At 41.2% G+C, this 21,730-nt stretch carries 18 protein-coding genes; 12 read left to right on the top strand and 6 right to left on the bottom strand.

The annotated features are described in order from the left end of the window. Positions 1-11: 11 nt before the first annotated feature. Genes I6E80_RS03200 through I6E80_RS03190 form a run of 3 tightly spaced genes read right to left on the bottom strand, consistent with a single transcriptional unit; the run spans position 12 to position 3,601 of the window. On the bottom strand, positions 12-938 hold the full coding sequence (locus tag I6E80_RS03200) for an ABC transporter permease (protein WP_024600002.1): 927 nt from the start codon (positions 936-938) through the stop codon (positions 12-14). A 3-nt stretch (positions 939-941) separates the two neighbouring features. Then, a complete protein-coding gene (locus I6E80_RS03195) occupies positions 942-2,045 on the bottom strand; it encodes an ABC transporter permease (RefSeq protein WP_197184776.1) in 1,104 nt (367 codons plus the stop codon). Continuing rightward, positions 2,042-3,601, bottom strand: a complete 1,560-nt coding sequence (locus I6E80_RS03190; RefSeq protein WP_197184775.1) for an ABC transporter ATP-binding protein — start codon at positions 3,599-3,601, stop codon at positions 2,042-2,044. Before I6E80_RS03190 ends, I6E80_RS03195 begins: the two co-directional genes overlap by 4 nt. A gap of 200 nt (positions 3,602-3,801) precedes the next feature. On the opposite strand from I6E80_RS03190, the gene xdhA reads away from it, so the two are divergent. The 8 genes from xdhA to puuE are packed head-to-tail and all read left to right on the top strand — an operon-like array spanning position 3,802 to position 12,881. Then, positions 3,802-5,310, top strand: a complete 1,509-nt coding sequence (gene xdhA / locus I6E80_RS03185; RefSeq protein ID WP_197184774.1) for a xanthine dehydrogenase small subunit — start codon at positions 3,802-3,804, stop codon at positions 5,308-5,310. Continuing rightward, positions 5,297-7,636: a xanthine dehydrogenase molybdopterin binding subunit gene (xdhB, locus tag I6E80_RS03180; protein WP_197184773.1), complete on the top strand. Its 2,340-nt coding sequence runs from the start codon at positions 5,297-5,299 to the stop codon at positions 7,634-7,636. The genes xdhA and xdhB overlap by 14 nt, the downstream gene beginning before the upstream one ends. Next, the gene (xdhC, locus tag I6E80_RS03175; RefSeq protein WP_197184772.1) at positions 7,629-8,519 is read left to right on the top strand and encodes a xanthine dehydrogenase accessory protein XdhC; all 891 of its coding nucleotides are present in this window, start codon (positions 7,629-7,631) and stop codon (positions 8,517-8,519) included. Before xdhB ends, xdhC begins: the two co-directional genes overlap by 8 nt. Continuing rightward, positions 8,516-9,016: a 2-oxo-4-hydroxy-4-carboxy-5-ureidoimidazoline decarboxylase gene (gene uraD / locus I6E80_RS03170; protein ID WP_197184771.1), complete on the top strand. Its 501-nt coding sequence runs from the start codon at positions 8,516-8,518 to the stop codon at positions 9,014-9,016. The genes xdhC and uraD overlap by 4 nt, the downstream gene beginning before the upstream one ends. Further along, positions 9,013-9,363 (top strand): hydroxyisourate hydrolase, encoded by a 351-nt coding sequence (gene uraH, locus I6E80_RS03165; RefSeq protein ID WP_231616703.1) that lies wholly within the window; start codon positions 9,013-9,015, stop codon positions 9,361-9,363. Before uraD ends, uraH begins: the two co-directional genes overlap by 4 nt. Positions 9,364-9,365: 2 nt before the next feature. Beyond that, positions 9,366-10,730: a guanine deaminase gene (gene guaD, locus I6E80_RS03160; RefSeq protein WP_197184770.1), complete on the top strand. Its 1,365-nt coding sequence runs from the start codon at positions 9,366-9,368 to the stop codon at positions 10,728-10,730. 5 nt (positions 10,731-10,735) lie between these two features. After that, positions 10,736-11,947: a urate hydroxylase PuuD gene (locus I6E80_RS03155; protein ID WP_197184769.1), complete on the top strand. Its 1,212-nt coding sequence runs from the start codon at positions 10,736-10,738 to the stop codon at positions 11,945-11,947. 1 nt (position 11,948) lies between these two features. After that, on the top strand, positions 11,949-12,881 hold the full coding sequence (gene puuE / locus I6E80_RS03150; protein ID WP_197184768.1) for an allantoinase PuuE: 933 nt from the start codon (positions 11,949-11,951) through the stop codon (positions 12,879-12,881). A 93-nt stretch (positions 12,882-12,974) separates the two neighbouring features. On the opposite strand, the gene I6E80_RS03145 is transcribed toward puuE, so the two are convergent. Beyond that, positions 12,975-15,476: a S8 family serine peptidase gene (locus tag I6E80_RS03145; RefSeq protein WP_197184767.1), complete on the bottom strand. Its 2,502-nt coding sequence runs from the start codon at positions 15,474-15,476 to the stop codon at positions 12,975-12,977. A 581-nt stretch (positions 15,477-16,057) separates the two neighbouring features. Here I6E80_RS03145 and I6E80_RS03140 point away from each other — a divergent pair. Genes I6E80_RS03140 through I6E80_RS03125 form a run of 4 tightly spaced genes read left to right on the top strand, consistent with a single transcriptional unit; the run spans position 16,058 to position 19,188 of the window. Beyond that, a complete protein-coding gene (locus I6E80_RS03140) occupies positions 16,058-17,560 on the top strand; it encodes a curlin (protein ID WP_076924316.1) in 1,503 nt (500 codons plus the stop codon). Between the two features lie 41 nt (positions 17,561-17,601). Next, complete coding sequence (locus I6E80_RS03135) at positions 17,602-18,000, top strand: curli production assembly/transport protein CsgE (protein ID WP_024598530.1); 399 nt, start codon at positions 17,602-17,604, stop codon at positions 17,998-18,000. After that, positions 17,990-18,415, top strand: a complete 426-nt coding sequence (locus I6E80_RS03130; RefSeq protein WP_024598529.1) for a curli assembly protein CsgF — start codon at positions 17,990-17,992, stop codon at positions 18,413-18,415. The genes I6E80_RS03135 and I6E80_RS03130 overlap by 11 nt, the downstream gene beginning before the upstream one ends. Next, complete coding sequence (locus I6E80_RS03125) at positions 18,415-19,188, top strand: CsgG/HfaB family protein (RefSeq protein WP_024598528.1); 774 nt, start codon at positions 18,415-18,417, stop codon at positions 19,186-19,188. The genes I6E80_RS03130 and I6E80_RS03125 overlap by 1 nt, the downstream gene beginning before the upstream one ends. Before the next feature lie 164 nt (positions 19,189-19,352). On the opposite strand, the gene I6E80_RS03120 is transcribed toward I6E80_RS03125, so the two are convergent. Both I6E80_RS03120 and I6E80_RS03115 read right to left on the bottom strand, forming a co-directional pair. Beyond that, positions 19,353-20,042: a response regulator transcription factor gene (locus I6E80_RS03120; RefSeq protein WP_024598527.1), complete on the bottom strand. Its 690-nt coding sequence runs from the start codon at positions 20,040-20,042 to the stop codon at positions 19,353-19,355. Between the two features lie 185 nt (positions 20,043-20,227). Then, on the bottom strand, positions 20,228-21,730 hold the full coding sequence (locus tag I6E80_RS03115) for a trehalase family glycosidase (protein ID WP_197184766.1): 1,503 nt from the start codon (positions 21,728-21,730) through the stop codon (positions 20,228-20,230).

The following is a 21,730-nucleotide window of genomic DNA, read 5'->3' as shown; positions in this document are numbered from 1 at the left end:
TTGTAATCAATTTAATGACCCTTGTGCCAAGGTTTACCTAACCACATGGGTTCGTACATTTTTAGCTTTTGTTTATTTTTACTGAGCATAATCAATACAATAAGTGTTGCACCATAAGGCAGCATGGCTAATAAGTTAGAATCAACCGCTAAACCGAACGCTTGTGCAACTAAGTGCATAATGCTGGCAAAGCCAAATAAATAAGCGCCTAGCATTACGCGCTCAATACGCCAGCTTGCAAACACCACGAGTGCAAGGGCTATCCAACCTCGCCCTGCCGTCATGTTTTGAGTCCAAAGTGGTGTATAAGCCAACGACAAGTAAGCGCCCGCAATACCAGCCAGTGCGCCGCCAAACATAACGGCTAAATAACGTGTACGCATTACAGGTAATCCTAAGTTATTACCCACACTTGGGTTTTCACCAATAGCCCGTACTGCAAGCCCTGCTCTGTGGTATTTAAAAAACAAATACGCACCAAGCACTAAACTCCAACTTAAATACACAATGGCGTCTTGCGAAAATAGCGCCTTGCCTAAAACCGGAATATGCTCAAACCCAGCTATTGCTAATGTAGGTAAGGCATTAATCGTTTTTCCTTCATAGTCGGCACCTAAAAATGCCGAAAGGCCAGTACCAAAAATAGTCAGCGCCAAACCTGCCGCTACTTGGCTAGCATTTAAATTAAGTGCTACAAAAGCAAAAATAAGTGAGGCCATAACACCAACCAAAGCTGCTACCGTAAAACCAATAAATAGGTTGTCGCATTGATACATGGTTATAAACCCTGCCACTGCGCCTAAAAGCATCATGCCTTCTTGCCCTAAATTTAAGGTGCCGCTTTTTTCGCATACCATTTCACCCAGCGCCACCAGCAATAAGGGGGTGCCTGTACGAATAGTGGCGTATAAAATATTAGTAATTACATCTAAATCCATGATTTAAGACTCCTGTGCAATATGTATTGGCTGCGCTTTTTGTTGTTTAAATGGCAGAGAAAATCTAAGGCGATAAGTAATAAGCACATCGCACGAGAGTAAATAAAACAGCATTAACCCCTGAAAAATACCGGTAATGGCGTTTGGTAAACCCATGTTAATTTGCGCAAGCTCACCTCCCATATAAATAAGCCCCATTAGTAAGCCCGCAAACGTAATTCCTACTGGGTGCAATCGCCCTAAAAAAGCAACAATAATGGCGGCATAGCCATAACCAGGTGATATTTGTGGAACCAGCTGTCCAATAGGCCCAGCTACTTCGCCCGCACCAGCAAGCCCCGCTAAGCCACCGCTAATAACTAACACTCCCGTAATTAATAATGCTCGCTTGTAACCCGCCATTTTGGCAGCGGATGCATCAAGCCCAAGTACTTGTATTTGAAAGCCTATAAAGGTTTTACTAATAAACACCCAAGTGGCGCATAGCGCTAATAACGCAAACGCTAGGCCTAAGTGCAATCGAGTACCGTTGAATAAAACAGGCAATAACGTGCTATCGCCAAACAATGCGCTTTCAGGAAAGTTATAACCGTGAGGATCTTTGAGTGGCCCATGAACAGCCCACAGCAATACATTTACTGCTATGTAGTTGAGCATTATGGTGACTAAAATTTCATTAGTGTTTAAACGCAGCTTCATAAAAGCAGCAAGCCCCGCCCACAACATGCCACCAGCAATACCCGCAAGTAATGTTAGTGGCATTGCAAAAGCACTTGATGAGTCAACAAAGTTAACGGCTACAGCACTTGCACATACACCACCAATAAGCAGTTGCCCTTCTGCGCCTATATTCCAAACCGATGCTCTATAACAAAGCGCTAAACCATAGGCGCATAGCAAAATAGGAATGGTCATTACAAGTAGCTCAGTTACACCATACCAATCGGCAACAGGTGCTATAAGCAATGTATATAAGGCATTTAGCGGGTCATGCCCTAATAAGGCAAACACCACGTAACCGGTTATTAATGTGAGTAAGATAGCTAAAACAGGAGAGAAATAACTCCAAGCCGGCGAGCGCTGAACACGTGGTTCTAACTTAATCATGCTAGAGCCCCTTTTGATGTTTGTAATGTAGGCAGATTATTAAGGTCGTCACTAAAATCGCCAGCCATCCACTGTCCTAACTGCACAAGCGGTACGGTATCGGTGTTTAAAATAGGAGACAGTTTTCCATCGCAAATTGCGCCAATGCGGTCGCAAATTTTATAAAGTTCATCTAAATCTTCTGAAATAACGAGTACCGCACCCCCCTCGTCGCGAAGCTTTAAAATAGCTTCATGTATCGCCACTTGTGCGCCTATATCTACTCCCCAAGTAGGATGCGACATAACGAGTAGTTTTGGGCTTTGCTCTACCTCGCGACCAATAATAAATTTTTGTAAATTACCACCTGAAAGGCTAGCTGCATGAGTGCGAAAACTTGGCGTTTTAACCTTGTATTTTGTTATGATTTTATTAGCAAGCTCGGTAATTTTTTGTTTTACTAAAAAGCCATTTTTAACTAGTCCACTATCAAAACTAGTCAGCAGTGTATTTTGCGCTAAATCCATAGTGGGCACGGCTCCTCGCCCAAGCCTATCCTCTGGAACACATGCAAGTCCAAGGCGGCGCCTTTTTAGCGGGCACAGTGCATCAACAACAGTGTTTTTAAATTTAATGGCACGGCTACTTGCTTGAATTTGCTCCCCCGAAAGCACTTTTAATAACTCTTCTTGCCCGTTGCCAGCAACACCTGCAATGCCCACTATTTCACCTTGCTGTACTGCAAAGTTAATGTTTTTAAGGGGTGTTTCAAATAACGCTTGTGCCGCGGTGGTTAAACTATTAACGGTTAAAAAGTCAGCCGTCCCCAAGGCTCTGCGGGTTTGGTTACTAATTGGCGTGTTGTCGCCTACCATTAGCCTAGCAATTGACTCACTAGTTTCGTTTTTAGGAATACAATGCCCACTTACTTTTCCGCCTCGCAAAATGGTCGCACTGTCACATAACTCAATCACTTCGTGCAGTTTGTGGCTAATAAACAGCACGGAGCAGCCTTCTTTTTTAAGTGATTTTAGAGTTTTAAATAATGCATAGACTTCTTGTGGGGTAAGGACTGAGGTGGGCTCGTCTAAAATAAGTAGTTGAATATCTAATAACAAACACCGCACGATTTCTACTCGTTGACGCTCGCCAGTTGAAAGTGTTGAAACCAATCTGTGTGGATCTAATGGCATACCATAACGTGTTGATGTTTTTGTAATTCGACCCGCAAGCGTGCTGCTATGCCCTGCTAAATCACCTAACGCTAGTTCAATATTTTGGGCAACCGTAAGTGTTTCAAATAACGAAAAATGCTGAAACACCATTCCAATGCCTAAATCACGCGCATCAGCAGGCTCTTTTATATTCATTATGCGGCCATTAAAAAACATGTCCCCTTGGTCAGGTTTAACCACACCATAAAGCATTTTCATTAGTGTGCTTTTACCGGCACCGTTTTCACCTAATAAGGCATGCACTTCCCCATGCTTAATTTTTAAGGTTACGCCGTTATTGGCTATACATCCGGGATACTTCTTTGTCATTCCCTGCATAGTAAGGCGGTATTTATTATTCATTATTAACACCTTTTCAGTGCTTATTAAGTTAATAAGCATACTAACAACAACCAGCTGACCGAGCGGTCAACAATGGCATGGTAACTGCAATATACTTACCAAGATTAAAAAGTATTTTTCTTACCCGTGCGCAAACAACAAGAAAAAACATATGCCAAGCCTTTATGTATCAGGGCTTTATAAAAATTAAGGGGGTCTGTGTGATTCAATTTTTATTAAATAACACGCCAATTGAAATACAAGAATGTTCGCCAAGTCTCACCATTTTGGACTGGCTTCGCACCAAAAAAGGGAAAATGGGCACCAAAGAAGGCTGTGCAACTGGCGACTGTGGCGCGTGCACTATTTTAGTGGGTGAAGAGCGTATAAATGCAAACGGGCAAGCTAGCTGGCAATACAAAACAATGAACAGTTGCTTACTGTTACTAGGTAATGCGCATGCAAAACATATAGTAACAGTAGAAGCTGTGACTACTGGTTTATACCCAAATTTAACCGATTTACACCCTGTGCAGCGCGCGCTGGTAGAGTGCCATGGTTCGCAATGTGGTTTTTGTACGCCTGGTATAATAATGAGTTTGTTGGCTCTTTATATTAATGAGCCTACGTACCCCGGTAAAAAAGCGGTTATTCATGCACTTGGCGGTAACTTATGCCGTTGTACAGGCTATAGCCCAATATTACTTGCAGCCGAAAAAGCCTATAGCTATGAGCGTAAAGCTGAACCGTACTCAACAATGGCCGCAAAATTTAAAGCGTCACTTAATACGCAATATGATTACGATGTTCCATTTTTAAAAAATGGCCCTCGCAAATTCTATTTACCACAAACTGCCCAACAACTTGTTGAGCTAAAAGCGCTTTATCCTTATGCACATTTAGTTGCTGGTGGCACCGACTTTGCCATTGAGCTTAGCCAAAACATGCTTTTACCGGATGTAATTATCTCCCTTAGCCAAGTAAAGGAACTTTGTACCTTGGCAGATAATAACGGTGAGTTACACATTGGTGCAGCACTACCTTATAGCCAATTTGTTGAGGCATTTTATAACCATTACCCTGAGTCAAAAGAGCTATTTGAACGCTTAGGATCAAGCCAAGTAAGAAACAGCGGCACACTGGGTGGCAGCATAGGGAATGCCTCACCAATTGGTGATCCAGCTCCCCTTTTAATCGCTCTTAATGCATCAATGGATTTATTAAGCAGCGCAGGCACGCGCACTATTAAAGTTGCCGACTACTTTATTGATTACAAAAAAACGGTTCTTAAAAGCGATGAAGTAATTAGTAAGTTCACAATCCCAAAGCGTCCAGAGTCACTAAAACTGGCATGTCATAAAATATCAAAACGATTTGAAGACGATATATCTACCGTTTGTTTGGTGCTTGCTATAGAGCATTCACAAAACATGATCACTCAAGCTCGCTGCGCTATGGGTGGGATGGCGGCTATTCCTAAACGCGCGCAGCATATTGAGAAAAAGCTGATATCTCAATCATTCCAAGTGAGCACTTTCATAGATGCAGCTACCGCTATAAACGATGACTTTGTACCCATGAGCGATGTACGCAGCAGCGCACATTACCGCAGTACGGTAAGCAAAAATTTGCTACAGCGTATTGGAATTGAGTTTTGCGATGCACAGCCAAGTAGCAGTAAAAACAATAACAACATTGCCATTACGAGGATCTCACATGCGTCACTTTGAAATGGATAAACTAAAAGCCCAAGGTGGTAGCGTTGGACAATCTAAATATCACGAAAGCGCTATTAAACAAGTTTGTGGCAGTGCAAATTTTGCCGACGATAACCCTGAGCCTTACGGTTGCCTACATGCCTACCCTGTACTTGCGCCTGTTACAAGCGGCTTTATTAAATCAATAGATACTAGTCACGCACTGGCAGTTGAAGGCGTTAAACGCATTTTATCGGCCGAAGATGTACCGGGTAAATTAGATATTGGCCCGGTATTTCCTGGTGATGTATTACTCACCAGCCATGAAATTCAATACCACGGACAACCTGTATTAGTAATCGTTGCCGACAGCTACGAAATAGCGCGCCGCGCGGCCCGCTTAGTGGTTATTGAGTGCGAGCAAACTACGCCAATACTTGATATTAAAGAAGCAATAAAAAAAGAGCATTGGGTAAGGCCGCCTCATTCACTTAACCGTGGTAACAGCGAGCACGCAATTAATAACGCAGCCCACCAGCTTAAAGGCGAAATACACATAGGCGGGCAAGAACATTTTTACCTTGAGGGGCAAATAGCACTCGCTCAGCCCGATAACGACGGCGGGATTCATGTTCAATGCTCAACTCAGCACCCTACTGAGGTTCAGCACTTAGTTGCTAAAATTTTAAAAAAGCCATTTAGCTTTGTAAACGTAGAAACCCGCCGTATGGGCGGTGCTTTTGGCGGTAAAGAAACTCAAGGCGCACCATGGGCATGCCTTGCAGCCCTTGCGGTTTACTACCTTGGCTGCGCAGTTAAAATGCGCCTAGCCCGTAGCGACGACTTTAAATTAACCGGTAAACGCCACCCTTTTTATAACCACTATCATGTCGGTTTTGACGAATATGGTTTAATAGAAGGTGCCGACATTACCGTAAACGGATTTTGTGGCTACTCGCCCGATTTATCGGATGCAATTGTAGACCGCGCCATGTTTCATGCCGACAACGCCTACTACTACCCAGCCGCCACAATTAAAGGTAATCGCTGTAAAGTAAATACCGTAAGCCATACCGCATTTAGAGGATTTGGTGGCCCGCAAGGGATGATTATGGGCGAGCTAATAATGGACGATATAGCAGCCAAATTAGGTAAAGATCCGCTTGAGATCCGAAAACTTAATTTATACAAAAAAGGCCGCGACACCACGCCGTATCATCAAACCGTAGAGCAACATATTTTAATAGATATGATAAGCCAGCTTGAGGAGTCGGGTGACTACTGGGCACGTAAAGATGCTATTAAAGCATTTAACGCATCGTCACCTATTATAAAAAAGGGCCTTGCGATGACGCCGGTTAAATACGGTATATCGTTTACTGTACAACACTTAAATCAAGCTGGTGCACTTGTGCATGTTTATAGCGATGGCTCGATACATTTAAACCATGGCGGCACCGAAATGGGCCAAGGGCTTAACACTAAAATTGCACAAATTGTGGCTCATGGTTTTGGGGTTGATTTTAACGCGGTAAGCATTAGCGCTACCCGTACAGACAAAGTACCAAACACCTCACCAACAGCGGCTTCAAGCGGTACCGACTTAAACGGTATGGCAGCCCTTAATGCAGTAAACACAATAAAAGAGCGCTTAATAAACTTTATAAGCGAGCACTTTGAAGTTGAGAGCAACACTATTGTATTTAAAGATAACCTAATTACCTTTAGTAAAGGCGAAATTAGCTTTAGTGAACTTGCAAACCTTGCTTACATGAATCGTATATCGCTTTCATCAACCGGTTATTACGCCACGCCTAAAATTCATTACGATAGAGCTAAAGGCGAAGGCCGGCCGTTTTTTTACTACGCTCACGGCGTAGCACTGAGTGAAGTTGAGGTAGATACACTTACGGGCGAAAACACGGTAACACGCGTTGATATTTTGCACGATGTGGGAAGCTCAATTAACCCAGCACTTGATATAGGCCAAATTGAAGGCGCCTTTGTACAAGGCATGGGTTGGCTAACAACCGAAGACTTACAATGGAACGATAGAGGGCAGCTTGCAAGCTTTGGTCCTGCTAACTACAAAATACCAGCCATTGGCGATACACCCGCCGAATTTAACGTCAATTTATATAACTCTGCCAATCCAGAAACCACCGTATTTAGATCAAAAGCGGTAGGCGAGCCGCCGTTTATGTTGGCCTTTAGTGTATGGAGCGCTATTCGTAACGCCATAAGCAGTGTGGCTGATTACAAATACACCGCCCCACTTGATACGCCTGCTACACCTGAGCGTGTATTAAATGCAATTGAGCAAACCGCTAGCTGGTTTAAGGAGCATCAAAATGGCTAATTTAAATGAGTCGTTTCAGGGTTTTCATACTCAAAATTGGGCGCAGGCTATAAACGAGCACGAACAAAGCGGCACTAATTATGTTATTGCCACAGTGCTTGGCACAAATGGCTCAACCCCACGCGGCACAGGCTCTAAAATGGTAATAAGCGGCGAGCATATTTACGACACCCTTGGCGGTGGTCACCTTGAATACGTAGTAATTGAAAAAGCCCGCGAACTACTTGCCAAAGGCGAAGCCGCCCAAGTGATAGAGCAGTTTAACCTAGGTGCAAATTTAGGCCAATGCTGCGGGGGAGCTGCCACAGTTATGCTTGAGTGCATGCAATGCGAGCGATTTACCCTCGACATTTACGGCGCAGGCCACGTAGCACAGTCGCTTATTGGTATATTGGCACAACTACCTATGCGTATACGTTGGATAGATAGCCGCGCCGATGTATTCCCACAATCAATCCCTAATAACGTAGTAAAAGTGGTTGATGAAGAGCCAACAGAACAAGTTAAACGCGCACCTAAAGCTAACAATTACTTAATACTGACCCATAACCACCAGCTCGACTTTGCACTCACCCAAGCCATTATTAAACGCGCTGATGCTAATTGGCTGGGCGTTATTGGCTCTGACACTAAAGCAAAACGTTTTAAACAACGCCTAGCTCATCGCGATTTTACTACCGATCAAATAAAACAAATGGTCTGCCCTGTTGGGCTTAAAAACATTACGGGCAAATTACCAATGGAAGTGGCTATTTCGATTAGTGGACAGTTAATTGGCCTTTATCAAGCTATGCAAACCCACGCACCCAAACGCCAAGGCTTGCAATGGCGCGCACTTAAAAATGCCTTAATTAGCACCACGCACGAGGAAGAAAGCGCATGAGTAGCTTAAAAATTAATAACTTAAATGCAGCGCAAGCTCACCAAGCTTTAGAGCACTGTTGCGCAGCACCAAATTGGGTAAGCGGTATGCTAAATATCATACCATTTGAAAATAAAGAGCACCTATATCAAAGCGCGCAAAGCGTATGGGATAGCCTGGGCGAAAGCGACTATTTAGCCGCCTTTGAAGGCCACCCGCAAATAGGCGATTTATCAACTTTAAGTAAAAAGTACGCCGCTACAGCGCAAAAAGCGGGGCACGAACAATCAGGCATGAGTAAAGCAAACGAGCAAACCCTAAAAAAAATGATTGCGCTAAATAAACAATACCTCAGTAAATTTGGCTTTATATTTATTGTGTGTGCCAGTGGTAAAAGTGCTGAGCAAATGCTTGAACTTATTGAGCAGCGTATACACAACACCCGCAGCACAGAGCTTAATATAGCCGCGGGCGAACAAGCCAAAATAACAAAAATAAGATTGGAGTCATTGCTATGAATAAAAGTATGAATAAGAGCCCTATCACTACCCATATTTTAGATACCAGCACAGGCAAACCTGCAGCCAATGTAGCTGTACAATTGTTTTTACTCACTAATAACGAGTGGCAATTAATTGCTCAAGGTAAAACAAATAGCGACGGGCGAATTACCGACTGGCTCAACACAGACGTAGAATTTGCAACCTATAAGCTAGTATTCGATTTAGATAGTTATTACCAAAATAAAGAAACACCTGCATTTTACCCAGAGGCGCAAATAACCTTTAGATTACAAGACAAAAAACACCATCACATTCCGTTATTGCTTAGCCCATTTGGCTACTCAACGTACAGAGGCAGCTAACAATGAGCACGCAAAACAAGAATAAAATGACCGTAATTTGTGCCAACATACTCGACTTTGTTGATGACCCAGCTATAGCCGGCGAGAACGCCCATCGCTATTTTGAAAAAGGCGCATTAGTTATTCAAAACGGCAAAGTAATTAAACTTGGTTACGAGCAAGACATACTGCCAAGCATTGATAAGTCAGCCACTATTATTCGCCACGATGGTAAATTGGTTATGCCCGGCATGATAGACACGCACATACATTTACCGCAAACCGAAATGGTGGGTGCTTACGGCGAGCAACTTTTAAGCTGGCTCACCGAATACGCGTTTCCGACAGAGAAAAAGTTTACCTGTGAGCACTATTCAAAAGACATATCTAATCGCTTTTTAGATGAGCTACTGCGTAATGGCACCACTACCGCATTGGTATTTGGCACTGTGCACCCGCAATCGGTAGATGCGTTTTTTAACGAATCTCAAAAACGTAATTTACGTATGATTGCCGGTAAGGTAATGATGGATAGAAACTGCCCTGACGATTTATCAGATTGCGCGCAAACTAGTTACGATCAATCAAAAGCACTGATAGAAAAATGGCATAATGTTGATAGATTAAGCTACGCAGTAACGCCACGTTTTGCGCCCACATCTACTCCAGAGCAACTACAAAAATGTACTCAATTATTAGAAGAATACCCCGACACCTACCTGCATACCCACTTATCTGAAAACAAAGACGAGTGCGAATGGGTAAAAGGGTTATTTCCTGAAGCCGAAGATTACCTTGGCGTGTACGAGCAAGCTAAAATGGTGCGTAAACGCTCGGTATTTGCCCATAGTATTCATTTATCTGAGCGCGAGCTTTGCTGCCTTGCAGATAACAACGCGGCCATATCGCACTGCCCTACCTCTAACTTATTTTTAGGCTCAGGCTTATTAAACTTAAAAGCCTGTGAAGAGCACGGTATTAACGTAGGCATGGGTACCGATGTAGGCGCAGGCACAAGTTTTTCTATGCTACAAACAGGTAACGAAGCGTACAAAATTCAGCAATTACAAGGCCAGCGCTTTTCCGCGTTTAAAGGCATGTACCTAGCTACTTTGGGCGGTGCACGAGCGCTTGATTTAGAAGGCACCATAGGTAGCTTTGCTATTGGCTGTGAAGCCGACTTTATTGTAATGGACTACGCGGCCACCTCGTTTTTAAAATTCAGAATTGGCCATGCAAAAACCCTGCACGAGCAACTTTTTGCAATGATGATGCTAGGTGATGACCGCTGTATTGAACAAACCTACATTATGGGTAAAAGCGTGTATAAGCGCGATGAAAAAGAGCAGTTTTCAGCTACCCATACACCGCAATTAGAAGAGGCTTAACCGTTATGGAAAACTATTTATTTGAGCTTGCTCATTTAGTCCTGCGTTATTTTCATGTAATTGCAGGCATTGCGTGGATTGGGGCGTCATTTTATTTTGCGTGGCTTGATAATAACTTACAAACCCCGCCACAGTGGAAACAAGACAAAGGCATAAAAGGCGATTTATGGGCCGTGCACGGCGGTGGCTTTTACGAAGTGGCTAAGTATCAAAATGGCCCTGAAAAAATGCCGCATACCCTGCACTGGTTTAAATGGGAAGCCTACACAACTTGGATCACTGGTATTTTATTATTTAGCCTGCTTTATTATGTTGGCGCCGATGTTTACCTAATCGATAACAGCAAAAGTGAGCTAAGTAAGTTTGCTGCTATTGCCGCATCCCTTGGCTTTATTGGCTTGGGTTATGGTGTTTATCGTTTATTGTGTAAAACCCCACTCGTAGAAAACGGTAAAGCGTTTATTGCTGTGGTTATTGGCATATTGGCCCTTTGGACTTACGGGGTTGACCAGCTATTTAGTGACCGCGCTGTGTATATTCATGTAGGTGCGCTTATTGGTACGTGTATGGTTGGCAATGTGTACCACATAATTATGCCAGGGCAGCGCTACATGGTAAGCGAAGTAGAAGCTGGCCGTATTCCTGAATCGCTCCCGGGTTTAAAGGCAAAGCTGTGCTCTATTCATAATAACTACGCCACGTTACCAGTGGTATTTATTATGTTGAGCAATCACTTTCCTTATACTTACAGCCATAGCTTTGGCTGGCTTATTTTAATTGCGCTGTTTGGTATTGGCATGTGGATACGCCATTACTTTAACTTAAAACATCAAGGCGTTAATAAACCTTCAGTACTTGTAAGTGGTATTGCCGCCTTTTTTGCCCTTATGCTGGCAATAGCACCTTGGCCCAGTACATCAACAAATGCAGACGAAAAAGCGCCTTTACAAGCAAGTATTACCGACGCACAAGCGTGGAATATAATCAGCAAGCACTGTACCCAGTGCCACAGTGAAACACCTACATCAAAGCTTTTTCAAGCAGCGCCACTTGGCTTTAAACTCGACTCTATTAATGATGTAAAAAAAGCCAGCACGCTTATTCATACCCGTGCGGTTATAACCAAAGATATGCCATTGGCTAATATGACCAAAATGACTGATGCAGAGCGTGAAACGCTAGGCTCTTGGCTCATAGCACTTAAAAAGGAGCAATAACATGAGCGAGCAATTTAAAAACTACCCGCGCGATTTAATTGGTTATGGCCCTGATGTACCACATGCAAATTGGCCCAATAAAGCCCGTATAGCTGTACAAGTGGTATTAAATTACGAAGAAGGCGGCGAAAACTGTGTATTGCATGGTGATGCAGCAGCCGAAACATTTTTATCTGAAATAGTCAGTGCCCCGCATGTAGAAGACCGCCATATAAGCATGGAGTCTATTTACGAATATGGCTCGCGAGCAGGTGTATGGCGTTTACTTAAACTCTTTAAAAAATACGATATACCGGTCACCATTTTTGCAGTGGCGATGGCCCTTGAGCGCCACCCCGATGTAGCTAAAGCCTTTGTTGAAGCAGGCCACGAAATTGCAAGCCATGGCCTGCGCTGGATTAATTATCAAAACATTGATAAACAAACTGAGCGCGAGCATATGCAACAAGCCATTGATGTCATTAAAATGCTTACAGGTAAAAAGCCCAAAGGCTGGTATACCGGCCGAACTAGCCCAAATACCGCAGGCCTTGTTGTTGAGAATGGCACATTTTTATATGACGCCGACGATTACAGCGACGACCTGCCCTTTTACAGTATTAAAGAAGGTAAACCACAGTTAATAGTGCCCTACACGCTTGATGTAAACGACATGCGCTTTGCAGCTGTTCAAGGCTTTAATGCAGGGGATCAGTTTTTTAATTACTTAAAAGATGCATTCGATACGCTATACGAGGAAGGCGATCCAGAAGGTGAAAACTCCCCTAAAATGATGTCGATAGGTTTGCATTGCCGCTTAATTGGCAGACCTGGAAGAATAAAAGCATTAGCGCGGTTTTTAGAATATGCCCGCTCGCATGAGCAGGTTTGGTTTGCCACGCGCGAGCAAATCGCCGAGCACTGGCTTAAAACACACCCGTATAAAAAAGTTTAGTTCCGATATACCATTCAAAATAAACTCTAATAGCTTAAACAAAAAAAGCCCAGCAATGCTGGGCTTAAGGTCACTTTAGGAGTAGTGGTTTACTTAGTTAAATGAAACCGTAATGATGTTAGAACATACATTTTCAGTAACACATAATTGGTAATCGTACGATGGTAACGTAGCTCCACGCACGTAATCACGGTAACGACCACTATCTGATGTTGTATCTACCAGCTCACCGTTACGGTATACGCTTAGAGATTCAGCACCAACTTCTTCCCAACTTAAATCTACTCGCATAGTATCAAGGCGAGACTTATTAGCACGCTTTAAGGTCAGTTCTAGCTCTACATCACTTACTACAACCGTTTGAGTTGATGTACTTGTATTGCCTTCACTGTCAGTTACAGTTAGTTCAACATCGTAATTACCTGATGCTGCATACACATGCATAGGGTTTTGATCAGATGATGTTGCACCATCACCAAAGTCCCAGCTCCACTGTGTAATATCGTTATTAGCATCAGTACTTGAGTCCGTAAAATTAACTGTTAGACCCTGTGTTTCAGCCTCAAAATCTGAGCGTGGTGGTTGTGGGCTAACTTCGCCAATAGCGCTTAGCGTTAATGACCAACCATTAATTGTGCCGGTATCGGCTGCGGCAGTATCTTCTACTTGTAGTGTCCAATCGCCGGTAGCTACTTCACCGTTAAATGATTCAGACGTAAAGCTTCTAACAATATCATCTGCTGAACCACCTACATTGCTTTGTAATGTTACTTGTGTGCCTTGGGCAGATACTAACTTAACCACTAAGTCGCCAGAGTAAGTATGAGAAATATCAACATCTGCTGTAGTGCCAAATACGGTTAAATCATCGCCAATGTTAATTACTGATACGGCCCCTACTGGTGAGTTATCAGGAATTTCAACGCTTTGACTACTGCTATAAGTAAAGTCGTTTAATCCTACAGGCTGAATCATTAAATCAACTGATTGCTGCTTAACAATATCACCTGCCGTAGCTGTTACCATCAGCTCGTAATCACCCCACTGAGTGTCAACGTCTGTTTCAACGTTAAGTCTTACTTCATCGCCAGGACGCGCTGTAACTGCTGATAAGTAAGCACCAGCTAATGTTGTTGATAATTCAAGCGTTACTTCTTCATCCCACTCGGCAATAGAGCCAATTGTAAATGTGTAGTATGTAGCCTGGCCGGCCTCAACTTGTTGCGTAAGTGGATCGGCTGAAATTTTAAAGCCTGGTGTTGGATCGGCATCAATAAGTGCCTGGTTTACATTAAGGCGAGTACCTGCAACAGTTACACCTTGTAGCGCAGCATTCGCATCGCCAGAGCTCATTAGTAGTTCTTTAAGCTCTTGAGTACTTAGCTCAGGATTAACCGATAACACTAACGCTGCAGCACCTGCAACATGGGGGGTTGCCATTGAAGTACCTGAGTATGACGCGTAACTTTCACCCGGTGTAGTAGATAAAATAGCTGTGCCTGGTGCGCCCATGTCAACACTTGTTAAACCATAGTGCGAAAACCACGAAATATCATCAGTTTGATTCGTACTAGCAACCGATAACACACTGGCGTTTTCATAGTTTGATGGGTAGTGAGGGTTAACATCGTTATCAATAGTATCGTTACCCGCTGCAGCTACAAATAGTAAATCGGCCGCTTCGCTAGAGTCTATAGCATCAGCTAATGCTTGGCTGTAACCACCACCGCCCCAGCTATTGTTTAATACGCGTAGGTTAACTCCCGAATTTTTAAGGCCAACCATATAATCAATACACTTAATAGCGTCTGATGTTGAACCATTACCCGCAGCATCTAAAAACTTACAACCTACAAGTGATACTTCATGATTTACACCCACTACTCCCACAGAGTTATTACCACTGGCACCTATAGTTCCAGACACATGTGTTCCGTGACCTTCATCATCCATAGGGTCACCGCTATCGGTAATCGCATTAATACCATGAATATCATCGATAAAGCCATTACCGTCATTATCGATACCATCGCCTGCAATTTCAGATGTATTTACCCACATATTGCTCGCTAAATCACTATGACTATAATCAATACCTGTATCAATTACACCCACAACTACATCTCGGCTACCTGTAGAAATCGTCCATGCTTCGACTGCATCAATGTCAGCGTCTGCTGTACCGCCAGTCTGACCTTCATTATTTAAGCCCCAAAGCTCGTCAAAGCGAGGATCATTTGGTGCGCTTGCTATACTTACACGATAATCAGGTTCTACGTATTCAATTGCTTGATGAGACTTTAAAAGAGCAATAGCGTCTTTAGTACTCATTCCCGACACTTTAAACTTAGCTAAACGCCCTGAAAGTAAAGACGTATAACTGTCGTCAATTTCATCTTTATTTATATCAGTAATTTTAGCTTTAACTAATGAACGAGCCTGCTTACGCATTTCTTTCGTTGCATTACTTTTATATTTAACAATTATTGAATCACTGCTAGCAGCTACAGATTGCTTTACACCCACATCAGGAAGTTTTGCTGCAGCTAAACACGGTAGTAAAGCAAGAGTAATAATAGATAATTTTGTTTTCATTGTTCTATCCATAGTTTTGTTGGGTTAGCTTAGATGCTCTAAGCACGTTCTTTCACTATTTCGAGTACAAGGGATCACATGGCATATGTTTAGGAAACAACCAAACGAATCATTAAACAAGCTAAAAAATGAAAACGCTGTAAAAACCAACTATTTTGACCAGTTAATGTATTAAAAAAACATTAAATACAGACCTTTTAATGAAATTAACACTCAGCAACTTACCTAATACAGGGCCGTTAATTTTTACTGCTTTTTATATCAAATTAATAAAAAAAACCAAAAACCTTCATAAGCAACTGAAAAATAAAAACTAAATAATTGGTAAAAAATGATGATTTAAGAAATGACATTAGAGGAATACAGTAATTGGGTACTTAATAGTTAACAGTTATTAAACGTAAGTTAAGAATAATGACAAATCGCTTAGTAATAATTATTAATGACATCGTAAATTTTACTTTAGAGCTTTTCAGGTGGATCACAAAACATTATATCGGCACGGCATGCTGACACAGCAAATACCTTATAAAACCTATAAAATTTAAGGTGTTTGGTTTTAATATTTCAAGGAGAAAATAATGAAGTTGAACAAATCACTTTTAAGCTGCGCAGTAGCAATTGCAATGGGTACTAGCTTTGCCTCTTATGCAGATACGCCAAGCAAATCAGCATCAAACTCAGAACTTGCTACTAACGTTTCTGTAGCAAGTATTGAAAACTCGATGACTCTAACACAAACTTTTAATGAAAATACTGCGCTACTAACTCAAGACGGCGACAGCAATACCATGCTTGTTACTACGACAGGTAACAACAATGAAACTGAAGTTTCTCAACTTCAATCTGGAAACTACGGTGAAGTTACAACTATTGGCGATAACAACGCGCAAGTATACGCCCAAGATGGTGTTGCTAATGGTTTTATTACTGAGGTGACTGGCAATAATAATATGTTATTTGTTACGCAATTTGGCCAAGGCTTTTTTGTAAATAACGAAGCAATTAATATTGTAACTGGCGATGATAATATCATTGATGTTGAACAAGGCACTGGTGGCCACTGGTTCTACAACATGGATATGCAAGGAAACGCAAATGAAATCACCTCACTACAAACAGGTGAATGGCATGAAGCTGAAATAACCATGCTTACGGGCGACGAAAATGTTCTCGATTTAGTACAAGATGGATATTGGAGTACATTCAAAGTAAGTAGTCTTCAAGGTAATGAAAATGAACTTGAAGTTGAGCAATTGGGGGATCGCAATACAGCAACATTTAGTTCCATTTCTGGTGATGCTAATGAGCTTTCAATTGAACAAGATGGTAATACAAACGCAGTAACATTTGCAGCCGTTATTGGCGACGATAATGAAATAGATTTAGATCAAGAAGGATCAATGAATACTATTGAATCTAACTTGTTTGAAGGCTCAAATAACGAAGTTTCTGCTACACAAGTTGGCGCTGAAAACTTAACAACTGCCGATATTATTGGTGATAATAACGAAGTTACTGCCATCCAAATGGGTGACTTAAACGAAACTTATATGGGTGTTATTGGTTCTGATAATGAGTTTATGACCAATCAAGTGGGCGATTTAAACTCTGTTCATTTAGCTAACTTTAATGGCACAGGTAACGATGTTGATTTGGTTCAGTCTGGTGATGAAAATGCAATGCTAGTGCAATCGTCATACCCCGATGTATCACTTACATCTAATAATAACGATATCGATATTACCCAAAATGGCTCGCAAAACGAAGCAATTGTTACACTTGCAGGCATTTTAGACAGTAACGATAATCAAATTGATATTGCACAAAATGGCATGTTAAATCTTATTGATATGATGGTTGAAGGCAACAACCATAGTATTGATATTTCACAAACAGGCGAAGGTAACTGGGTTACTGGCGTTGAACAATCAGCATTTTTAGTTGGCGGTGAAAACGTATCATTTAGTGTTACTCAAATTGGTAACGATAACATTGTTGAAGGCTCTGTAATTGGCTTTAACAGCACTGTATCTGTTACCCAAATGGGTGATGGAAATACAGCAACAATTACTCAAATGTAATTATTGAGGTGGGGAGAGCGACCCTCTCCCCATTTTAAATTATGAAAAAAAACATTAGCTTTAATAGTTACCTACTCACACTCTTCCTATGTTTTTCTGGGGCAACTCATGCTGCTGATGAACTAGAAATAGATGGCTTATTACTAGATAGAAGTATTAGCCGCTTTGGTCATCAATTTTATTATGAATTTTCAAACTATTGGCGAGATCTCCCCTCAACGGCTGGTTTTAATATAGAAATAAAAGAAACCGTAATACCAAAAGCAGGTACACAGCTTTCTTTAATAATGAATAACCAGCTTGTTTACGCGACTTATTTAGGTCGCAGATTAGAACCCCTTGATGAGCGTGTAGAGCAAGCTGTTTATACAGTAATAGATGCAATGGCTCGCTCAAACATGGCTGCATCAACCCCTGATATGGCTAAAGATGGATGGTAAAATGAAAAAAATAGCCCTTATAATAATAACAACATTAAGCTTTTCGTCCCAAGCGACTGAAATAATTTATACCCCAATCAACCCAAGCTTTGGTGGAAACCCACTAAACGCAAATATGTTGCTGAGCAAAGCGCAAGCTCAAAACAAGCATAAAGCGCCAGTAATCGAAAAAGGTTACGCTGAACAATTTCAAGATTCTTTAGAGCGCACCTATTTAAACCGCATGGTAAGAGAAATTACCGATATGGCATTTGGTGAGGACATAGAAGATAGCCTTTTTAATCAGGACTCTATTTTTATGAGTGGTGATTATCAAATTGAAGTTATAACCAGCACAACCGATTCTATTACAGTAAAAATAACAAATATATTAGATGACTCTGTTGTAATAATTGAAGTACCGAGGTTTGGATAATGTATAAACTACTAATAACAATAACATTACTGGGTTTGAGCGGCTGTGCAAGTTTGGGAAATCTTATTCCACCATCACAGCAAAAAGCTATTAGCTTAGAGCCAACTGAATTATTTGCGGATCTAAAAAACCTACCTAAACCTGTCGGTAGTATTCCTGTATCGGTTTACTCATTTAGAGATCAAACCGGGCAATATAAGCCACAAACTAACGTAAGCTCGTTTTCGACGGCTGTTACTCAAGGTGCTAACTCAATACTTGTCCAAGCACTACACGAATCAGATTGGTTTACGCCAGTAGAACGTGAGGGTTTACAAAATATTTTAACTGAGCGAAAAATCATTCGTGCAGGTCAAGCCGATAACCCTAACCAAGCTGATTTACCACCGCTTACCACCGCCAAAATTATTTTAGAAGGCGGTATTATAAGCTACGACACCAATGTAAAAACAGGTGGTTTAGGTATGGAGTACTTTGGTATAGGCGCCTCTGAGCTTTATCGCGAAGATGCTATTTCAATATATCTACGTGCTGTTGATGTTCGAACAGGGCAAGTATTACTAAGTGTAGCCACCAGCAAAAAAGTATTAAGCCAAGAAATGCGTGCAGGATTTTTTAGATACGTGAGCTACAAACGTTTAGCCGAAGCTGAAGCGGGCTTTAGCGACAATGAACCTATGAGTATTTGTGTAACACAAGCAATAGAAAAAGCGCTTACAGATCTTATAACAAAAGGTATTGATAAAGGCTTATGGGCTAAAAAATCAGCGTAAACTGATTTCCTGAATTAACTAAAGGCTACATATTGTAGCCTTTATAGGTTATGTGACTAGTTAGTTGAAAATAACTCGCTTACCCGAACTTTATAAGAATCTAGAGGATAAAATTTTACTTAATTGACTTAATTGACCTAGATAACATCTTGGTGGCTTTACTCTTATTTAGCCATTGGCAGCAAAACTGATATATAGCGCTGAGCCCAATTAGCAAGTTCTACTCTATTGCGTGAGTTCGTTTTTTTAAACGCGCTATAAAGATGTGTTTTTACAGTATGGTCACTAATATTAAGTTTATCAGCAATTGTATGGTTACTCGCACCTTGTGCAATTAAATGAATAACAGACTTTTCACGCTTTGTTAAATGATCGTAATCGTCCTGCTTTAATTCGATGTCGTCGTGTAGGCTATTAAACGATGATGCTACGGCTAAAATATCGTTAAATGCTTTTGAAATCACTTTGCGTGTAAACCAAAGCTCGCCAGTATTAACCCGAAGTAATCCTTTAAAAATATCTTCTGGTGCATCTGATTTATAAAAAACGCCATTAAAATGGTTAAGCAATAAGTTTTGCTCGCATACATCTTCTCTATCAACATTAAAAATGACAACGTTATAGTGTTTAGCTAAACAAATAAGATCTGCAGGAATGAGGTCTTGCCATTTGCTTTTAGCACCATCGATTAAAAACAAATCATAATTAGCTCGCTGCTCAGTTTTAGGCACAGCATCATCCATTTTAACATCACTAAACAACGCTTGAAGCGTTCTTAAAATAGCGGTGTAATTATGTGAGTGAAAAGATGTTTGAAATGTTGTTTTTACAAATACTGAGCTTTTATCTAGCATAAATTTCGTCCTTGAAACATTTACACCACATTACCGAAACCAAATACAACTTACAATCAGATTTTGGTATTAAAGCGATATTCTTATATTTCATCCTAAAATAAATAAAGACGAATAAAATCAGCATATAACCATCATTTATTTCATTTTAAAAATTGCTTTTATAAGATAAATAACAGATCGGATTAGTCGCTTAGTAACTTATAAAATCGAGTTGTTACGCCATTTGTCCAACCAAATCCCTGCTGTACTTGATATTCACCTCCACTAGCTAAAACATTAGGGGTGCACACATTATATTTTTCGAGCAAGCACTTATTTATCTCAAAATTTTGCTCAACCATCTTTAGCCAGTTTTGCATTACATTCGTGCTTAATTGTGTAATACCGTAATTATTAAGCCCTTTTACGGCAAACCACTGCAATGGTGCCCAACCATTTGGGCTATCCCATTGTTGTGGTGTATGAGTAATGGTTGTAACAATACCACCCTCTTTTAAAAAATCATTAGCTAGTAACGTTGCTACTTTAGTTGCCTGGTCATTGCTGGCTAAATTAACAAATAACGCTGTAGTGGCCGCAGCACTAAGTATTGGAGATTGAGTGGCCAACCGGCCGTTATAATCAACAAAAAAGCCGATGGATTCATTCCAAAGATACGTATTTATAAGTGCTTTACGATTGCCAGCAAGTGATTTGTAATGCTGAGCTTGCTCACTATTGCCGAGCAGTTTAAAAAACTCACTTAGCCGACTTTCTAAGTTATATATAAGGCAGTTTAAATCAATAGGAACAATATCAGTGGTTTGAATAGAGCTTAGTAAACTAGATTCTCCCAACCAACGAGAACTAAAATCCCATCCCGACTCACACGCAGCACGAATATTACGATAAAAATCAGCTTTACTTTCCTCAGCCAACTCTTGTGCTAACTCTAAATCCTCTCGTAGTGACTCAGCCCTTGGCTCACCCGCATCATCCCAATAACGATTTAAAATACCGCCACAAGGCATTCTTACCACGCGGTTTGAACTCAATATATTATCTGAAAGCAACTGCGCGTCTTGCATCCAAAACCTATATTCTTTTTCAAGCGCTGCCACACACATATTAAGCCATTTCATATTAAGCGACTTACGGTGTGTATGCTCCCATAATAATTCGACCATAAGTGCTAAAACAGGTGGCTGCGAGCGTGATAAATAATAGCGGCGGTTACCATTTGGAATACTGCCATAATCGTTAATCAAATCGATAAAATTAAGTAGCATATCTTCAACTACATCAATTTTATCTGCATCAATTAAACCCAAGGCTGTAAAATAGCTATCCCAATAGTAAATTTCTTGAAAACGTCCCCCAGGCACAATATAGCTGTGTTTTAGTGCAAGTAATGAGTCTTGCTTTGGAATATCGGCTTCCCTTCTAAGGCCAGTCCATAACGAATTTATATACTGTTTAACAGATGACGTATCAGCCTTAGTGCCCATTGTTAGCACTGGGGAGGTAATAAAGTGTGCGTTTACAAACTCACTAAGCTGCGCGTCATTTAAAGGAGCTAGTTGCTCATAACTTTTACATGCACTTTGCCAATTAACACGCGCAATTGCATCAGCGAATGTTTTACAGTCACTAAATACATTCTGCGTTTGAACATCTTTAAATAATTGGCTCTCGAAAAAACTCAT

Source organism: Pseudoalteromonas sp. NSLLW218, from assembly GCF_015864775.1.
In the GTDB taxonomy this organism is placed as follows: Bacteria; Pseudomonadota; Gammaproteobacteria; order Enterobacterales; family Alteromonadaceae; genus Pseudoalteromonas.
The sequence above is the reverse complement of the archived record's forward strand: the minus strand, read 5'-3'. Positions and strand labels throughout refer to the sequence as shown.

What these genes read in the sequence shown, in the direction of transcription:
- uraD (WP_197184771.1), top strand. Translation starts at nt 8,516, where the DNA reads ATGAGTAGCTTAAAAATTAATAACTTAAATGCAGCGCAAGCTCACCAA.
- I6E80_RS03125 (WP_024598528.1), top strand. Translation starts at nt 18,415, where the DNA reads ATGTATAAACTACTAATAACAATAACATTACTGGGTTTGAGCGGCTGT.
- uraH (WP_231616703.1), top strand. Translation starts at nt 9,013, where the DNA reads ATGAATAAAAGTATGAATAAGAGCCCTATCACTACCCATATTTTAGAT.
- guaD (WP_197184770.1), top strand. Translation starts at nt 9,366, where the DNA reads ATGAGCACGCAAAACAAGAATAAAATGACCGTAATTTGTGCCAACATA.
- I6E80_RS03145 (WP_197184767.1), bottom strand. Translation starts at nt 15,476, where the DNA reads ATGAAAACAAAATTATCTATTATTACTCTTGCTTTACTACCGTGTTTA.
- I6E80_RS03200 (WP_024600002.1), bottom strand. Translation starts at nt 938, where the DNA reads ATGGATTTAGATGTAATTACTAATATTTTATACGCCACTATTCGTACA.
- puuE (WP_197184768.1), top strand. Translation starts at nt 11,949, where the DNA reads ATGAGCGAGCAATTTAAAAACTACCCGCGCGATTTAATTGGTTATGGC.
- I6E80_RS03135 (WP_024598530.1), top strand. Translation starts at nt 17,602, where the DNA reads ATGAAAAAAAACATTAGCTTTAATAGTTACCTACTCACACTCTTCCTA.
- I6E80_RS03155 (WP_197184769.1), top strand. Translation starts at nt 10,736, where the DNA reads ATGGAAAACTATTTATTTGAGCTTGCTCATTTAGTCCTGCGTTATTTT.
- xdhC (WP_197184772.1), top strand. Translation starts at nt 7,629, where the DNA reads ATGGCTAATTTAAATGAGTCGTTTCAGGGTTTTCATACTCAAAATTGG.
- xdhB (WP_197184773.1), top strand. Translation starts at nt 5,297, where the DNA reads ATGCGTCACTTTGAAATGGATAAACTAAAAGCCCAAGGTGGTAGCGTT.
- I6E80_RS03115 (WP_197184766.1), bottom strand. Translation starts at nt 21,730, where the DNA reads ATGAGTTTTTTCGAGAGCCAATTATTTAAAGATGTTCAAACGCAGAAT.
- I6E80_RS03130 (WP_024598529.1), top strand. Translation starts at nt 17,990, where the DNA reads ATGGATGGTAAAATGAAAAAAATAGCCCTTATAATAATAACAACATTA.
- I6E80_RS03190 (WP_197184775.1), bottom strand. Translation starts at nt 3,601, where the DNA reads ATGAATAATAAATACCGCCTTACTATGCAGGGAATGACAAAGAAGTAT.
- I6E80_RS03140 (WP_076924316.1), top strand. Translation starts at nt 16,058, where the DNA reads ATGAAGTTGAACAAATCACTTTTAAGCTGCGCAGTAGCAATTGCAATG.
- I6E80_RS03195 (WP_197184776.1), bottom strand. Translation starts at nt 2,045, where the DNA reads ATGATTAAGTTAGAACCACGTGTTCAGCGCTCGCCGGCTTGGAGTTAT.
- I6E80_RS03120 (WP_024598527.1), bottom strand. Translation starts at nt 20,042, where the DNA reads ATGCTAGATAAAAGCTCAGTATTTGTAAAAACAACATTTCAAACATCT.